At 56.0% G+C, this 14596-nt stretch carries 14 protein-coding genes and 1 pseudogene; 8 read left to right on the top strand and 7 right to left on the bottom strand.

Annotated features, from left to right (window positions below; translation table 11 throughout):
* Positions 1-387: 387 nt before the first annotated feature.
* Positions 388-642: a hypothetical protein gene (locus IH404_RS19240; RefSeq protein ID WP_005789826.1), complete on the bottom strand. Its 255-nt coding sequence runs from the start codon at positions 640-642 to the stop codon at positions 388-390.
* Between the two features lie 32 nt (positions 643-674).
* Positions 675-1217: a GNAT family N-acetyltransferase gene (locus tag IH404_RS19235; RefSeq protein WP_005789824.1), complete on the bottom strand. Its 543-nt coding sequence runs from the start codon at positions 1215-1217 to the stop codon at positions 675-677.
* A gap of 160 nt (positions 1218-1377) precedes the next feature.
* Here IH404_RS19235 and IH404_RS19230 point away from each other — a divergent pair, with 160 nt between their 5' ends.
* Positions 1378-1611 carry a hypothetical protein gene (locus IH404_RS19230; RefSeq protein WP_003192651.1) on the top strand — a complete coding sequence of 78 codons (234 nt, stop codon included), beginning with the start codon at positions 1378-1380 and terminating at the stop codon, positions 1609-1611.
* 6 nt (positions 1612-1617) lie between these two features.
* Here the strand turns inward: IH404_RS19230 and IH404_RS19225 are convergent, their stop codons facing one another.
* Complete coding sequence (locus IH404_RS19225) at positions 1618-2112, bottom strand: GNAT family N-acetyltransferase (protein ID WP_194438785.1); 495 nt, start codon at positions 2110-2112, stop codon at positions 1618-1620.
* A 119-nt stretch (positions 2113-2231) separates the two neighbouring features.
* On the opposite strand from IH404_RS19225, the gene IH404_RS19220 reads away from it, so the two are divergent.
* Entirely contained in the window at positions 2232-2747 is a 516-nt protein-coding gene (locus tag IH404_RS19220) for a GNAT family N-acetyltransferase (RefSeq protein ID WP_194438784.1), read from the top strand.
* Positions 2748-2935: 188 nt separating this feature from the next.
* Positions 2936-7819 (top strand): NACHT domain-containing protein, encoded by a 4884-nt coding sequence (locus IH404_RS19215; protein ID WP_194440699.1) that lies wholly within the window; start codon positions 2936-2938, stop codon positions 7817-7819.
* Between the two features lie 210 nt (positions 7820-8029).
* Here IH404_RS19215 and IH404_RS19210 read toward each other — a convergent pair whose 3' ends face one another.
* On the bottom strand, positions 8030-8263 hold the full coding sequence (locus IH404_RS19210) for a DUF6124 family protein (RefSeq protein ID WP_034136022.1): 234 nt from the start codon (positions 8261-8263) through the stop codon (positions 8030-8032).
* Between the two features lie 456 nt (positions 8264-8719).
* Here IH404_RS19210 and IH404_RS19205 point away from each other — a divergent pair, with 456 nt between their 5' ends.
* Positions 8720-9166: a GNAT family N-acetyltransferase gene (locus IH404_RS19205; protein WP_194440698.1), complete on the top strand. Its 447-nt coding sequence runs from the start codon at positions 8720-8722 to the stop codon at positions 9164-9166.
* Between the two features lie 57 nt (positions 9167-9223).
* Here the strand turns inward: IH404_RS19205 and IH404_RS19200 are convergent.
* Positions 9224-9598: pseudogene (locus IH404_RS19200) on the bottom strand (GFA family protein).
* A gap of 145 nt (positions 9599-9743) precedes the next feature.
* Positions 9744-9974 (bottom strand): DUF6124 family protein, encoded by a 231-nt coding sequence (locus IH404_RS19195; RefSeq protein WP_194438783.1) that lies wholly within the window; start codon positions 9972-9974, stop codon positions 9744-9746.
* 427 nt (positions 9975-10401) lie between these two features.
* Here IH404_RS19195 and IH404_RS19190 point away from each other — a divergent pair, with 427 nt between their 5' ends.
* Entirely contained in the window at positions 10402-10965 is a 564-nt protein-coding gene (locus IH404_RS19190) for a nucleotidyltransferase family protein (protein ID WP_194438782.1), read from the top strand.
* Positions 10966-11032: 67 nt separating this feature from the next.
* Here IH404_RS19190 and chrA read toward each other — a convergent pair whose 3' ends face one another.
* A complete protein-coding gene (chrA, locus tag IH404_RS19185; protein WP_194438781.1) occupies positions 11033-12229 on the bottom strand; it encodes a chromate efflux transporter in 1197 nt (398 codons plus the stop codon).
* 164 nt (positions 12230-12393) lie between these two features.
* Here chrA and IH404_RS19180 point away from each other — a divergent pair, with 164 nt between their 5' ends.
* From IH404_RS19180 to IH404_RS19170, 3 genes are read left to right on the top strand one after another with little or no spacing between them, the layout of a single operon-like run.
* Positions 12394-12834 (top strand): TspO/MBR family protein, encoded by a 441-nt coding sequence (locus IH404_RS19180; RefSeq protein ID WP_003192600.1) that lies wholly within the window; start codon positions 12394-12396, stop codon positions 12832-12834.
* The gene (locus IH404_RS19175; RefSeq protein ID WP_194438780.1) at positions 12834-13763 is read left to right on the top strand and encodes an alpha/beta hydrolase; all 930 of its coding nucleotides are present in this window, start codon (positions 12834-12836) and stop codon (positions 13761-13763) included. Before IH404_RS19180 ends, IH404_RS19175 begins: the two co-directional genes overlap by 1 nt.
* Complete coding sequence (locus tag IH404_RS19170; protein ID WP_005789801.1) at positions 13753-14244, top strand: GNAT family N-acetyltransferase; 492 nt, start codon at positions 13753-13755, stop codon at positions 14242-14244. Before IH404_RS19175 ends, IH404_RS19170 begins: the two co-directional genes overlap by 11 nt.
* The last annotated feature ends 352 nt before the right edge of the window (positions 14245-14596 follow it).

The raw sequence follows: 14596 nt of genomic DNA, 5'->3' as shown, positions 1-14596 counted from the left end.
ACACAGCTATACCGTGTACATATCCATTCCTGCGGTAACGGCCACCTAGGGTTCCGCCCTGACGGCGGCTCACTTTTGAAAAGCCGGAATGCCGGCCCAGGCAAAAGTAAGCAAAACGCTCTTGCCCCACCACTCGGCACCTCGCTTAGGCTCGGTGTGCCCGAACACAGTCTTGAATCCGTGGGCCGCCGCCACGCGCCATCCATGGCGCGGGGCGGCTAACCCGGCGTCCTGCCGGGTTACCCACGAATTCAAGCCTGCGTTCGGCCAGCGTGGTTTAACGGGGCGCCTGAGATCAAGATCAAAAGCAGATCAAGATCAAGAGCGGCTCGCTTCGCATCGTGGTTACCGTTGAGCGCTACAGAGTTGTCTGGATACCTATGCTGATCAGAGCGGGCGCGATTGAAGCGCGGTACGCAAGCGTTGCCACTCATTCCAGCAGTCCTCGGCAACGATATCCGGGTAACCCCGTTCTTGTTCCATCGCCAACGCGGTGGAGAAGGTTACCGCAATGCAAGTGGCCTGGTCGCGGAGATCGCAGACTTCGACTTCGTTTAGGGGGGCGCCTTTTTTCGATTCGGCGGCCGTCAGCACGGCGGCAAGGGCGGGGACAAAAACCAGGCAGAGGGGCTCGGTAGACATCAGCTTTTTCCTGAGTAGGGTGGGTGGTGCGCTTATTCTTCAGAGTTGATCAACGACCTCAACGTATGGTCCTCCCAAACGCCAGCAATCTTCAGATAGGCTCGCGCATGTCCTTCCTTTTCAAACCCCAGCGACTCCAGAAGGCGCTCACTTCGCACATTGCGGGGTAAATGATTGGCCATGATCCGGTGAAGGCCCAGTTGCTCAAAACAGTGACGGTTGGTGACCTGAAGTGTTTTTTTCATCAAGCCGCGACCCTGGGCAGATTCCGCCAATGAGAAGCCGAGATGACAGGCCTGAAAAACGCCCCTCACAATGTTCGTGTAGTTACACCGCGCTAGAACCTCTCCGCTCTTGGGTTCAAGCAAGAGGAAACACAGAGCGTTGCCAGCGTGCATATTGTTTACCTGCTGCTCGACCCTGGCCCTGGCGTTGCCAGTGGTGAAGTATTCCTCGTCCCTGAGCGGCTCCCAGGGTTGCAGATGCCTGCGATTGACGCGTTCGTAACGGCTGACCTTCTCGAAATCGTCACGTGACAAAGGCCGAAGGCAGTAGCCCTCAACGCAATACTCCATAAGCCCCTCCAGATTGATCAATGGCCCCACATCACTGCGTAGCCGCAAAGAATAGCGCCGCTGCGCGTAAAGCGACCCCTTTCATGGCAAACAGGTCTACCATGCCAGCCCCGGCAGTGGTTCCACTCGCTCCCGAACTCCATTTTTCAAGGTAGCGATAATGTCCATCGACCAGATCTCCCTCCCCAAAGGCGTCGGCCCCCACGCCGCCAAGCTGCTTGACGCTATTACTGGCGCCTCCACCCATGAAGAACTTAACCGCGCTGGCGGTAAAGCCGAGGGTTTTGTGCTGGGGCTGGAGGCCACCAAGGCGATCAAAAGCCAAATTGCAGAGTCGCTGTACGTGGCGTATGACGACGCGGCGAGCAATCGGGCTGGTGAACTGAAGGGCTAGTGCAAGTCAGCCCATGGTTCCGGAATGAGGGCCAATCGCCGGAATAGGCTGACGAACATAATAATTGTCGAATTCACGGCTTTCGATGAACTGGAAGCCATGGCGGGTATAAAAGCGATTCGAAGCGCTTTCCTTGAGAGCACCCACTTTTAAAGGAAGCGCAGCCGCATCCGCCTCTTTGAAAACCTGAGTGAGAACAGCAGACCCTACCCCTGACCCTTGCGCGCTCGGCCTTACATACAAGTGGTCGAGCAAGAGTTCATTGGGGTGATGTTTGACCACTACGAAACCTACCCGCTCTCCAGCTGCCTCGATGTAGTGTGTATTGCGAGCTTCAAAGCCGCCAAGAAACCGCTCCCGCGCACGGACCGGATCAAACCGCCCAACACGCTCCAGACTTTCGCGCATGGCCTCAATTCGAATGGCTACCAGATTATCCAAGTCGCTTTGTTGAACTGGGACCAAAATGATCGGGGAATTTTGATTGGGTGCGACGGGCATATTGTGTGCTCCAACTACCATCCTGGGGCCCCAGTATAGGGAGCCGGATACTGATGAAGCGACCCGCATGGTATGTTCACGGCATAAATGGAGTAACGGCCCCCAGGAAGGAAATTGCAATGCCAGTGGACACCCACCCAATCCGCATTCTCTCGCAACGCCTGAGCATCGAGCCCTTCTGTGAGCAGGACGCTGTTGAGTCCTTCGCTTGTATCACCGCGTCTCTGACTCGCTACATGTCCAGGGAACCGCCTGCCTCACTGGAAGAGTACGCGCAAGTCTGGGGGCGGTGGCTGCCTGCGATAGCGGATGGCAGCGACATTGTGTTTACGATCAGAGAGCGGGTGAATGCTCGTTTTACCGGATTGGTCGGGCTGCACCATACCGGCAGTGAAACACCGGAGTTGGGCATCTGGATCCGTGAAGATAAACACGGGCTGGGCTTTGGTGGTGAAGCGGTGCGGGCGGTTGTTCAGTGGGCTAGCAAGCGGGTGGCGGCAAAGCACTTTATCTATCCTGTTGCGACGCAGAATTGTGCGAGTCGACGTATTGCCGAAGCTTTGGGGGGAGTGGTCATGGAGAGGCGGATTGCGGAGAAATATGATTCGGTTGTGTACCGGGTACAGGGGGTTTAACTCTGGGAATCAAGTTTGTCGGATGCTGACCTTCACGAACGGCAGAAATCGGCCAGAAGCGGCCACTCAATGGTGTCTATCAAAACAGTGGCGATTCAAGCCACGGTGCCCCCAGTTTTGATACACAATATGATGCAACCGCCCGGCGCCCGATGACAGAAGTCGCACCTGCACATGGATCATCAAAAATGACGGAAATTGCAATCACGGCCCCAGCAAGCCATGTCCCACCTTTTACCTCAGTTCTTACGGCCGCACAGTCATTGCCATTTAGTGAGTTACGCTGGGAGAACTTTGAAAAGCTGTGTTATCGACTGGCGGGGAAACAAGCTGATATCGAATCTCACAGCCTATATGGAAGGGCAGGACAAGCGCAGCAAGGCATAGACATTTTTGCTCGAAAGCGCAACGGTAGATACGACACCTGGCAAGCGAAATGCTACGCAAAGTACACCCCGAGAGACCTGAAGAAAGCCTGTGAAACGTTCCTCGAGGGAGGCTGGGTGGCGAGAACTGATATGTTCTACATTGCCGTGCAATGTCCAGTCGATGACGTCGGTCTGCAGGATGCGATTGAAGTCCAGGCCGAATTATTTCATGCCCAGGGAATAACCCTTAAGGTACTTGGTGGTCATGACTTGTGCGGCGCATTGCGAAATTACCCAGATATCGTATTGGAGTTTTTTGGGCGTGAGTGTGCGAAGGCATTTTTTGGGGACACTGTAAGCCAGGAGCAGCTGTTGCGGCTAGATGGTAGCGAGTTGCATAAGATCAGGACGCAACTCCATAGCGTCTATCAAGGAGGTTTCGAGCTTCTTGACCGAATTCTGGTGAATGCCCCAACGCCTTTTTCTGATCGGTCTCAGGCCCCCATTTCCCTACTTGAGCGTTTCTCTGCACCTGACGTTCTGCTGAAGGAAGCTGTCATGAGCCAGGTGGCACCTGGCCAGGGTGAGGCACCAGTTTCGCCTATGTCCGAACCGCAACGAACTAACGCGCATTCACCGGTGAAAAAAGAGGAAAGCCGTCAGGCGGAAAATTACCGTCGCACCCCCATCTTGGATTGGCTTGGAGAGTCCGATCAGATTGCTGTCGTGGGGCATGCTGGAAGCGGAAAAAGTACGGTGCTGCGGTGCCTAGCGCTTGATTTGCTCGGTGAACAGAGGCGATTTACTGACGTTGCGAAACGCTGGGGCCGCCATTTACCGTTGTTCATTTCTTTCGCTAAGTGGGTGCGCCTCAGTGAAGCCAATGCCGGAGCTATAGGTATCAAAGAATTAATCCGTGCGACTTGGCAGCCTCAGTTAACTGGTGACCTCGTGGCATTGATTGATCAAGCCATTGATGAGTCCCGGGTAGTACTTCTTGTCGACGGGCTAGACGAATGGGCCAACGAGCAGGCAGCTCGCACGACCTTGCTCACAATGCTAACTATTGTTTCTGCACACAAAATTCCGGTGGTCGTCAGTGCTCGACCTGGAGGGCTTTCAAAAATCGGGGGGATTCCAGACAGCTGGGCAGTGGGACTGCTAGCACCACTGTCCAAGGTGCAGCAGAGGGAAATCGCCACGACGTGGTTCTCGCGAAACGTGGGGTCCAGCAACGATCAATCTTCTAATGAAGAATCAATCACCTGGCAAACTCAGCGGTTCTTCAAAGAGCTTGAAAAAGGGCGTGGGTTGGCCACGCTCGCGGAGACGCCGCTGTTATTGCTGGGATTGATCGCGTTGGCAGTTCGTCAGTTGGTGTTGCCGATCAACAAGGTCCAGGCGCTGAACCAGTTGACTGACTTGCTGTTGGAGGTCCATCCGTCTAGCCGAGCCACAGCGGCAGGGGACGTCTGCCCTCGATTTTCGTCCGCGGCATCAATCGACGTTCGCAGGGAAGCGCTCGCAGCGCTTGCATTCGAGATTCGAATGGAGGGGGGAGACGCTGGGTATCCCCTTCAACTGGCCCGTAAATGCATAAAAACATTTCTCACTGATCCTGAGGGATATTGCTACACGACTCGCGAGGCTTCCGAAGTCGCCAACGAGATCCTTGCAGTTAACGCCGAGACGATGGGCCTGCTAGTTGAAAAAGGACGCGAGGAGGTGGGTTTTGTGCATGCAAGCCTGGAGGAATATCTGGCATCCGTCCATATACACGGCTGGCCGATTGAGACGATCTTGAGTTTCGTGCGGGCAAATGCAAGTAGTTTCCGTTGGAGAAGTGTGTTCGGCGATTTGATTGCGGGGAACACCAGGCGGTCTGAAGCCGAGCAAATCGTGCAGGTTATCGATGAGCCTGAGGTTGATGTGGTCGGCGCATTGCAGCGGCGCTTGCTTCTTGCCAATGTTGTGTTTGGAGGGGCAGAGATCAATCGACCTACTGCGATCAGGCTGGCTGAGCGCAGTCTGAACATCATTGGAGGGGCTGGGTGGGGTGGTGAGCGTAGTGCCCACCTTGCCGCTGCGCTAGGAGGAATTTACAATCCGACACTCAGAGAAAAAACGTCGCAAAGTATCAATCGCTGGGGAATACGATCTGCAGAGTATTTACAAGAATTTTATTCTGCATTAGCACGATGGGAGCGGTCAGACCATCAGCTTAGTTTGTTGAAACATGGGCTTAAGGATGAGAGTCCCGCCAATTCTCGAGCCGCCGCTCAGTCATTGGCAATCGTCTACAACGGCGATATGGAAGTAGAAAGCTGGCTGATGGGATTGCTTCGCGGTGACTCCGATTTGGCGGTGGTGGCGCGGGCTTTGGAAGCCTTGACCATCGGGTGGTCCGATAACCGCTTGTTGATTAATTTCCTAGCCACAGCTTCTGTTGCTGTGGACAAGGCGCTTCAACTGAGCGCTATCTGGTGCAAGGTTCAATTAGGGCTGCACCAAGATACTGATCTGTCAGCGCTACTTTCACTATGTGCTTGGCGTGATGGAATCGGCTACTTGCATCGTGCACAGGTTGGGGAAAGTTTAGTACAGGGTTGGCTGAACAATTCTAAAGTAGTTGAGATTTGCCTGAATAACCTAAACGGAAGAATCTCAGGCTACGATGAAATTGAGAAGGAAATTGCACAGCATTATCTTCTCAGCTGTAGTGCTGATAATGCGCAGATATGTGCATGGATCGCGCATGAATTGCGATCAGAGCATCCGTTCGTCTTGCGATTGGGGCTGGATTGGAGCCAGCTTTTGAAATTCTCGGAAAAGGATAGTGAGGTTCGAGAACAGCTCGTGCTCGCGGTTATTTCCAAGAAGGTGGAACATCAAGAGTATGTTGCGAGACCGGTGTACAATTCCCTTCAAGACCCCAGAATTAAACAGTACTTGATGGAAAGGGTAAAAAAAGCTGAGAATTTTTCAGTCTTTTGGGCTCTGGCTCCTTTGGTTGAAGGTTGGGCAGCTGAGCTTCCTGAAGTTCGCGAGCTGGTGCAAGAGGTACTTCTGTGGCCAGATGAGCGAAAATTTCATCTGATTGGCTTGTACCCAAAAATGCTTAGTCGAGAAACGTGCATTGAGGAATTATTAAAGATTCTCAACGGCCGCCATAAAGTAAGGTTCGACGTAGTGCTTGCTGCTTTCAGCCAGTTGGACGTTTTCGACCATAAAGAAATTGTAGAAATTTTGGTGGACAGGTCGTTGTGCGAGCCAGACCACGTCTATTCAGGTTCCGGGCAGTTGATTGCCCTTTACCCCCAAGAAGGGAGGGTCAAAGCGTTTGCACTAGAAAGACTTAAAGGGCGTAACCCACCCATTGGGCTTCTAGCTTTAGCCTATCGTGATGACTCGTTCGTCCAGCAACTTATTGCTGAGAGTGTTGGTTCCCTCTCAGCTGTTATGCGGTTGCAAATCGTTGATGCTGCCTCCAGTGAGTTCGATCGAAACGATACTGCAAAGGAAATCTTGGAAAGGTATGATCATGAAGTAGACGGCCCTCTCAAAACTCACGCTGCCATAAAAAACTATCAAGCACTGCTTTCCATCGACTCAGACCGGAAGCCAGTTATCGATCGCCTGCTTGTAGATGCAATGGCGGTTGGACACGATCATGAAGATCGGCGAGCGGCTGCGTTCGCCGGTTTGGTCGTATACGGAGCAACGGAGCAATTTTCTATCCTCGAGTGGGGGAAAAAACCCCTGGATATATCGCTAGGGCATTATTCTAATGAGCCCCCAGCGCTGATTAGATTGGTGGCTGAGCACTGGGACGATTTGGAAAAAAGCTTCGACAGTCAATTACTCTCAAGACTAGGACACTTTACTGACGAATCGCGCTTTTGGGAGCTTGTAGCGCCATATGTGTCCGTTAATACCGTATTGCGGCAGCGCTTTCTCGACTATTGCACACACACGACGGAGTGTCTTCGCGCCCCAGTATTGCAGGCGCTAGCCAAGGAAGTTTCCAGAAGCGATCTGCTGCTAAAGCACTGTTTGACTGCGACTAGGATTCACAGAAACAGTGCGGATCAGTCTTGGCATAGAATGCAGAGCTATTTCGAAGCTTCCTATATATTGCGGCAGCAATTTTCCGAGAACGGTGACGTGTTAGCCCAATTACAGTCGACTGTTTGTGAGAGTGGTTTCCAACATGGCGTTGCAGCACTGGCCATTTATGATCCCGGCAACCCCAGTCTGGACAAAGTAGTATCAGCGGTAAGTAATGACGACCACGACTATGAAAGCTTTGTTGGACCTATCCTTGTCGGGGTTCAAAGGCTTCAAAGTGTAAAGCTCGAGAAGCTGGTTAGAGCAATGATCAATCGACCGAGCCATTCGTTATGGGATTTTCAAGACAGGGTCAATTATGCTATTAAATCCAGGATTGGCACAGATGATGAGTTTGCTGGTTTGATTGGTGCGCGGTTGGCGTCAAGTTCGTCCGAGAGTGAAATTTCAAGCTACTCGCGTTATTTAGCGTCCGCAGGAAGGCTCAACGAAGAAACTCATGCGCATTGTCTACGTTTGCTCAATGCAAGGTCCTCTTCCTTGTGCATTCCAGCTCATGGATACGATTCGACAGCCGACGTTGTACGACCAGTAGTTCATTCTCTTCTTGATGTTCTAGCAGGTCCAATTTATTAGCTTGTGGAAACCATGTCGTATGACTAAGCGTTTTGGAACGCTTCCACCGTTAGATCGAGGAGCAGTTGGACGTGAGTGACCGCTTCTGGCCGAAAGCGGTCACTGCTTTCCTCATCCGGTCCACCCATCAAGTACAAACTCGCCGAGTCGTTGAACATGGCTTACGACGACGCGGCGAGTTATCGAGCTATTGAGTTGAATGCTTAATCATCACCCAGGGCAGGGCGCTTCGCGGTCCAGGAGTCTTGCGGTGAGGAGCACACCTAGTTCGCTCAGTTGGTGGATGGCCAGGGCGATGTCGCGGTGTTTGCCGTTGAGGTCTTCGGACAGGTCGAGCAGCAGTGTGCTGACGCTGGTGAAGGTTTCGTAGCTGTTGGTGATAAGGGTTTCGTTGCTGGCGTTGGGGGCAACGTTGAAGAGGGCACTTGAATCTGATTTGAGCATGTTTGAATTCCTGTTTAGGGCCATCATCCTTTAGCTACTAAACATAAGGGTGGCGGCTGTGCGCAGGTTAGTAGACCGGGGAATCCAAACGAAGCCGGCGCACCCGAAGGTGCCCTGCGCACAGCCACCATCAAACACAGACGCAATGTCTGATCGGTGACGCTTGTGCACGTTGTTTGGATTAACCTTCAGGCTACTAAACCCGAATCACTGAACAATTCAGCGACCGAGCCACCTTAGAGACGGCCACCTCAGCGCACAAGCCGGCGGATTCTGACGCAGGCGTAGGCAATGGAGCAAGGTGCGGCAGGGGAATCGGATTTTGCCTTCAGACGCTGCGTGATCGTTTGGGGTTTTCGCGAGCAAGCTCGCTCCTACAGGATTGACCTTGCAGTGTTCATCACCTCAAACGAAATTGTTAGCATTGAACGAGTTTCATATTGGAGGCAGGGATGGATGAAACGATATGAGGTTCAACGGATCACACACCTTCCGCGCCAGATACAGGCGCTGGAAAAGGAAGCCGTTGGCGAAGGTTTCAGGTTCCTCAGCCGTCTGATTAACGAATGGCACTCTGGAGCAAACCGCTTTGATGCACCAGGCGAATGTCTGATGGCGGCCTATTTGAATCAGCAGCTGATAGGCATCGGAGGTCTTTCAGTTGATCCCTATGCTGACAATAATGTGGCCAGACTGCGACGGGTGTATGTCGCAGCTTCGTCAAGGGGGCAACACGTCGGGCAGGCGCTGGTAAAGGCGCTTGTTGAACGTGCCGCTCTTAGGTTTGAGGTAGTGCGTCTTTTCACGGATACGGTTGAAGGAAGCGCCTTTTATGAGCGCTGTGGCTTCAAGCGAACAGATGATGTTCAGGCGACTCATATCATGCGGCTTGGAGGTTTCTGAGGCGGGCAGCTTGGCCGGTTTCAGCCTGTCATAACCAGCTGAAATGATTCGAAGCAGTCAGTCGCACCAGTGGACTGCGGAGTCGACATGAATGTGTTTTTGCTTTTCAGCTATGAAGGGTGTGTCGAGCGTGCCCAGGGCTATCGAAACCCAGTCGGCAAACTCGCCTTGAGATCGTGACCAGAACAATGTTGAGCCACAATGCGAGCAAAATTCGCGTAACACGGTTTCTGAGGATGCTTAGGTTCTGATGCTGTTGGCGCCGGAAAGTACCCGTAGTGCGTCACGGGGAACACTGCCGTAAGAAGCGAATGCGGCCCCGTGACTTTTGCGGCACTGGCGGCAATGGCAGTGGCTCACTGACTTGGGCGTGGCGGATAGCTCGTAAGTGACGGCTGCGCATAAGCAGCTTCCCTGATACACCGTTGTCATTCGCTTTTCCCGTCATGCGAAAACGTCAGCGTAACCGTCTCGCTCTAGTCAGTCGACCTACGCATGAAACCAAGCCGCCGAGTCGCTGTAGGTGGCTTATGGCGACGCGGCGAGTTATCGGGCTAGCGAGTTGGAGGGTTAACCATCAGCCAGGGCAGGGCGCTTCGCGGTCAAGGAGTCTGGCGGTGAGGAGTACGCCCAGTTCGCTCAGTTGGTGGATGGCCAGGGCGATGTCGCGGTGTTTGCCGTTGAGGTCTTCGGACAGGTCGAGCAGCAGGGTGCTGACGCTGGTGAAGGTTTCGTAGCTGTTGGTGATGAGGGTTTCGTTGCTGGCGTTGGGGGCCACGGTATAGAGCGTGGTTGAATCGTTAACCATCGTTAAGTTCCTTGCTTGGGCCACTTCCCATCGCTACTAAACAATAGGGCGGTAGCTGTACGCAGGTTAGTAGACCGGTGGAACCTAACAAAACCGGCGCGTCCGAGGACGCCCTGCGCACAGCCACCATCAAGCACAGACGCGAACGTCTGATGGAGGAAGCTTGTGCACTTGTTAGGTCTAAAGGTGGGCTACTAAACCCGATCACTGAACAATTCAGCGACCGAGCCACCTTAGAGACGGCCACCCCAGCGCACAAGCCGGCGGATTCTGACGTACGCGTAGGCAATGGAGCAAGGCGTGGTGTGGGAATCGGATTTTGCCTTCAGGCGCTGCGTTATCGTTTGAGTTTTTCGCGAGCAAGCTCGCTCCTACAGAAGTGACATGTTGGGGTGGTATTGTTGCGGCCGACGATGGAGGACTGAACATGACATTGACTGTCGACACCTTGCTCGAATTGGCCATGGCCAACCCGATCAATGCCCAAATCACGGCGCGCCTGCCGGATCTGGGTGTGCAGCAGTGCCTGCTCACGGCGGGCTGCCTGTTCCAGGCGGTGTGGAACCATCAGGCGAATCTGCCGGCCGATCAGGGCGTGAAGGATTACGACGTTTTTTACTTTGATGAGGATGTGTCCTACGAGGCGGAGGACGCGGTGATTCGCCGAGCACAGGCGCTATTTGAGGACCTGGGCGTGAATGTAGAGGTCAAGAATCAGGCGCGGGTGCACCTTTGGTATGGGCAGCGGTTTGGCCGGCCTTATCCGCAGTTGTATTCGGCTCGGCAGGGGGTTGACCGTTACCTGGTGGCGGGTACGTGCATTGCGTTGGATATTGCCTCGGGCGAGGTGTATGCGCCTTATGGCTTGGAGGATGTGGAGCAGGGTGTCTTGCGCATCAACCCTTTGCATCCGGAGCCGGAGCTGTTTTTGCACAAGGCCAGGAGTTATCAGGCGCGTTGGCCGTGGCTCAAGATTGTCGAGCCTGGCTGAGCCCCAATGCCGGTCAGTTAAGACGCTGCGCTGTCCTGTGGCGAGGGAGCTGATTGTCTGCGCTATCTTAGGCCAGTAACCCGCCCAGTACACCGCAACCTATTACTACCAGCCATGGCGGCAGCTTCCACACCATCAACGCGACCAGTGCGAGTAGCGCCAACGCCACGTCATACACATTGAAAATCGCGCTGGTCCACACCGGCTGGTACAGCGCCGCCAACAACAGGCCAACCACCGCCGCGTTCACCCCGGCCAGCGCCGCCTGGGTGCGCGGGCTGCTGCGCAGGTTGGCCCAGAAGGGCAAGGCGCCGAAGATCAGCAGGAACGACGGTGCGAAGATCGCCAGCAGGGCGATCACGCCGCCAAGCCAGCCGCTCGGGGCATGGGTCATGGAGGCGCCGAGGAAGGCGGCGAAGGTGAACAGCGGGCCCGGCACGGCCTGGGTGGCGCCGTAGCCGGCGAGGAATACATCGTTACTGACCCAGTGGCTGGGCACCACTTCGGCTTGCAGTAGCGGCAACACTACGTGGCCGCCGCCGAATACCAGCGCGCCGGTGCGGTAGAAGGCGTCCACCAGCGCCAGCGTAGGGTTGAGCGTCCATGCGGAGAGGAGAGGTAAGCCTATCAGCAACAGCAAAAACAGCATCAACCACAGGGCCCCGGCACGGCGGCTGATGGCGATGGGCAGCGCGTCGGGCTCGGCACTGCTCTCGGGCTTGAACAACAGCAGGCCAGCCACGCCTGCGACCACCATGACCCCGACTTGAGCCCAGGCGGAGGGTTGCAGCAGCACCACGCAGGCGGCGCTCAACATCAACGCTACCCGTAAAACGCCTCGGCACAGGTTGCGTGCCATGCCCCATACGGCCTGGGCCACCACCGCTACGGCGACGACCTTGAGGCCGTGCAGCGCGCCAGGGGGGAGGGCGCCGCCATAGTGGGCCAGCCCCAGGGCAAACAGGATCAGGACGATGGCCGACGGCAAGGTGAACCCCGCCCAGGCTGCCGCCGCGCCCCGGTAACCCGCGCGTGACAGGCCCAAGGCGATACCGACCTGGCTGCTGGCCGGGCCGGGCAGGAATTGGCACAGGGCGACCAGTTCGGCATAGCTGCGCTCGCTGAGCCAGCGGCGGCGGCTGACGAACTCTTGGCGAAAATAGCCCAGGTGCGCAATCGGCCCGCCGAAGGAGGTGAGGCCCAGGCGCAGGAAGATCAGGAACACTGACCAGGGGCTGCTGCGGTGATCGGCAAGCTTGGGCAAGGGGGCGTCTCGGGCAACGATGCTGGATGTTGGCGACCATAACCAATTTTCATGACGCGCAGAAGAGCGGGTATTTTGCTGCTCCCATTGAATTTATCCGCGGTTGCTTGAGTCACTCAAAGCAGTGCATTGTTTTTCCATCCACAGGACCTCAAGGACCGACCATGACCTTTTTCATCTTCCTGCTCGCCTGCGCCGCCGCCGCCAGTACCGGTGTGATCTTCAAACCCGGTGCCTGGTACGAATCCCTGGTCAAGCCCAGCTTTACCCCGCCCAATTGGCTGTTCCCGGTGGCATGGACGATCATCTACCTGCTGTTGGCCTGGGCCGGTTACCGCTTGACCCTGATCCCCGGCAGCGAAATGGTGTTGGCCTTGTGGGCGGCGCAGATTGCATTGAACACGCTGTGGACGCCGGTGTTCTTCGGTGCTCATCGGTTGTTCGCCGGGATGGTGATTATCGTGCTCTTGTGGCTCACCGTGGCAGCGATGGTGGTGCTGGCCGTGCGCCTGGATTTGATTACCGGGCTGATCCTGTTCCCGTATCTGGCGTGGCTATGCGTGGCTGCGGCGTTGAACTTCTCGATCCTGCGTAATAATCGCTGATGGCTTACCAGCATTGGCCCGCCAGCGAGCCCGAACTGGCCCAGATGCGCCGCTTCAATCAGAAACTGGCGTGGATGCCGCGCTTTAAAGTCCGCAACCGCGTGACGCCGCGCATGATCCAGGCACTGCTACGCGCCAGCCAGACGTTCAAGAAGGCGCCCGTGGTTGAGCTGAAAAGGCTGGGCACGGTGCCCGTGCGCATCTTGCGCCCCAGTGGCAAGCCCAAAGGCGTGGTGCTGGATATCCACGGCGGTGGCTGGGTGATCGGCAATGCGCAAATGGATGACGACCTTAACCTCGGCATGGTCAACGCGTGCGACGTGGCGGTGGTGTCGGTGGATTATCGGCTGGCGGTGGATACGCCGATCGAAGGGTTGCTGGACGACTGCCTGACGGCTGCGCGCTGGCTCCTGGCGGACTGCCCGGAGTTTGCCGGCCTGCCGGTGTTTTTCGTCGGTGAATCGGCCGGCGGGCACCTGGCGGCGGCCACCTTGTTGGCGCTCAAGCAATGGCCCGAGTTGCTCCAGCGGGTAAGCGGCGCGGTGTTGTATTACGGCGTCTACGATTTGACCGGCACGCCCAGTGTGCGCATGGCCGGGCCGGGCACCTTGTTGCTGGATGGTCCGGGCATGGTCCAGGCGCTGCGCCTGCTGACGCCGGGGATCAGCGACGAGGCGCGCCGGCAGCCACCGTTGTCGCCCTTGTATGGGGACTTTGAGGGGCTGCCGCCAGCGCTGATGTTCGTGGGCGAATTGGACCCGCTCAAGGATGACACCCTGCTTATCGCCGAGCGATGGGCGGCGGTTGAGGCCCATCTACTGCCGGAAGCGGCCCATGGGTTTATTCATTTTCCGGTGGCGATGGCCGATCGCGTGTTGGCTTACGCTCGCCAGTGGATAACGGCTCGGATCCTTGGCGATGAGCGTTAGTATCGAGGCGGTGCAGGCCGCTGACATTCCCCAGGTGCTGAGCTTCGCTTTGCAGGCGCGGGATGAACTGTTTCCAACGCTCAGTGCCACCGGAGTACCCCAGGATCTGGCGCAGTTTGAAGCCATCTACCTTGAGGGCGGTGGGCGGTTTTTGATTGCTCGTGCCGAAGGTCGAATCGTTGCCGCGGTGGCTTATCGGCCTTATGACGGCCGCTTTCCACAGTTGAACTACCAGGGGCGCAAGACGGTGGAAGTGGTGCGCCTGTATGTGCTCCCGGCAGTGCGCCGCCTGGGCCTGGCGGGCCGGTTGTACCGCTCGCTGGAGGCGCTGGCGCGGGCGGATGGCGTGGAGGTGATGTACTTGCACACCCATCCGTTTCTGCCCGGCGCGATTGATTTCTGGCGGCGGCAGGGGTTCGAAGTGGTGGATGTCGAGGCCGACCCGATATGGCAGACAACCCATATGCACCGACTTCTGTAGAACCAATGTGGGAGGGGGCTTGCCCCCGATGGCAGTGGGCCAGTCACCGATGTATTTGCTGACACTCCCTCATCGGGGCATAGGTATCTACACAACTTTGGTGCGACGCTGGACCTGTGGCGAGGGAGCTTGCTCCCGTGACGACCGGATATCCGGCGCTGTTCTAACTGACGCAGCGCGATCCAAATGTGGGAGCTGGCTTGCCTGCGAAGACGGCCTGACAGCCGACCGGGATGTTGGATTTGACCGCGTACATATCCGTTATTTAGGTAACGGCCACTTAGGGTTCCGCCCTGACGGCGGCTCACTTTTGAAAAGCGCAAAAGTAAGCAAAACGCTCTTGCCCCACCAC

The sequence above is a fragment of the Pseudomonas sp. OST1909 genome, from assembly GCF_015277575.1.
GTDB classification, from domain to species: domain Bacteria; phylum Pseudomonadota; class Gammaproteobacteria; order Pseudomonadales; family Pseudomonadaceae; genus Aquipseudomonas; species Aquipseudomonas synxantha_A.
Note: the sequence above shows the minus strand (reverse complement) of the source record. Positions and strands in the feature narration are given on the sequence as shown.

Bases quoted from the DNA above. Each gene is read 5' to 3' on its own strand.
- IH404_RS19240 (WP_005789826.1), bottom strand. From the start codon at position 642: ATGTCTACCGAGCCCCTCTGCCTGGTTTTTGTCCCCGCCCTTGCCGCC.
- IH404_RS19235 (WP_005789824.1), bottom strand. From the start codon at position 1,217: ATGGAGTATTGCGTTGAGGGCTACTGCCTTCGGCCTTTGTCACGTGAC.
- IH404_RS19230 (WP_003192651.1), top strand. From the start codon at position 1,378: ATGTCCATCGACCAGATCTCCCTCCCCAAAGGCGTCGGCCCCCACGCC.
- IH404_RS19225 (WP_194438785.1), bottom strand. From the start codon at position 2,112: ATGCCCGTCGCACCCAATCAAAATTCCCCGATCATTTTGGTCCCAGTT.
- IH404_RS19220 (WP_194438784.1), top strand. From the start codon at position 2,232: ATGCCAGTGGACACCCACCCAATCCGCATTCTCTCGCAACGCCTGAGC.
- IH404_RS19215 (WP_194440699.1), top strand. From the start codon at position 2,936: ATGACGGAAATTGCAATCACGGCCCCAGCAAGCCATGTCCCACCTTTT.
- IH404_RS19210 (WP_034136022.1), bottom strand. From the start codon at position 8,263: ATGCTCAAATCAGATTCAAGTGCCCTCTTCAACGTTGCCCCCAACGCC.
- IH404_RS19205 (WP_194440698.1), top strand. From the start codon at position 8,720: ATGAAACGATATGAGGTTCAACGGATCACACACCTTCCGCGCCAGATA.
- IH404_RS19195 (WP_194438783.1), bottom strand. From the start codon at position 9,974: ATGGTTAACGATTCAACCACGCTCTATACCGTGGCCCCCAACGCCAGC.
- IH404_RS19190 (WP_194438782.1), top strand. From the start codon at position 10,402: ATGACATTGACTGTCGACACCTTGCTCGAATTGGCCATGGCCAACCCG.
- IH404_RS19180 (WP_003192600.1), top strand. From the start codon at position 12,394: ATGACCTTTTTCATCTTCCTGCTCGCCTGCGCCGCCGCCGCCAGTACC.
- IH404_RS19175 (WP_194438780.1), top strand. From the start codon at position 12,834: ATGGCTTACCAGCATTGGCCCGCCAGCGAGCCCGAACTGGCCCAGATG.
- IH404_RS19170 (WP_005789801.1), top strand. From the start codon at position 13,753: ATGAGCGTTAGTATCGAGGCGGTGCAGGCCGCTGACATTCCCCAGGTG.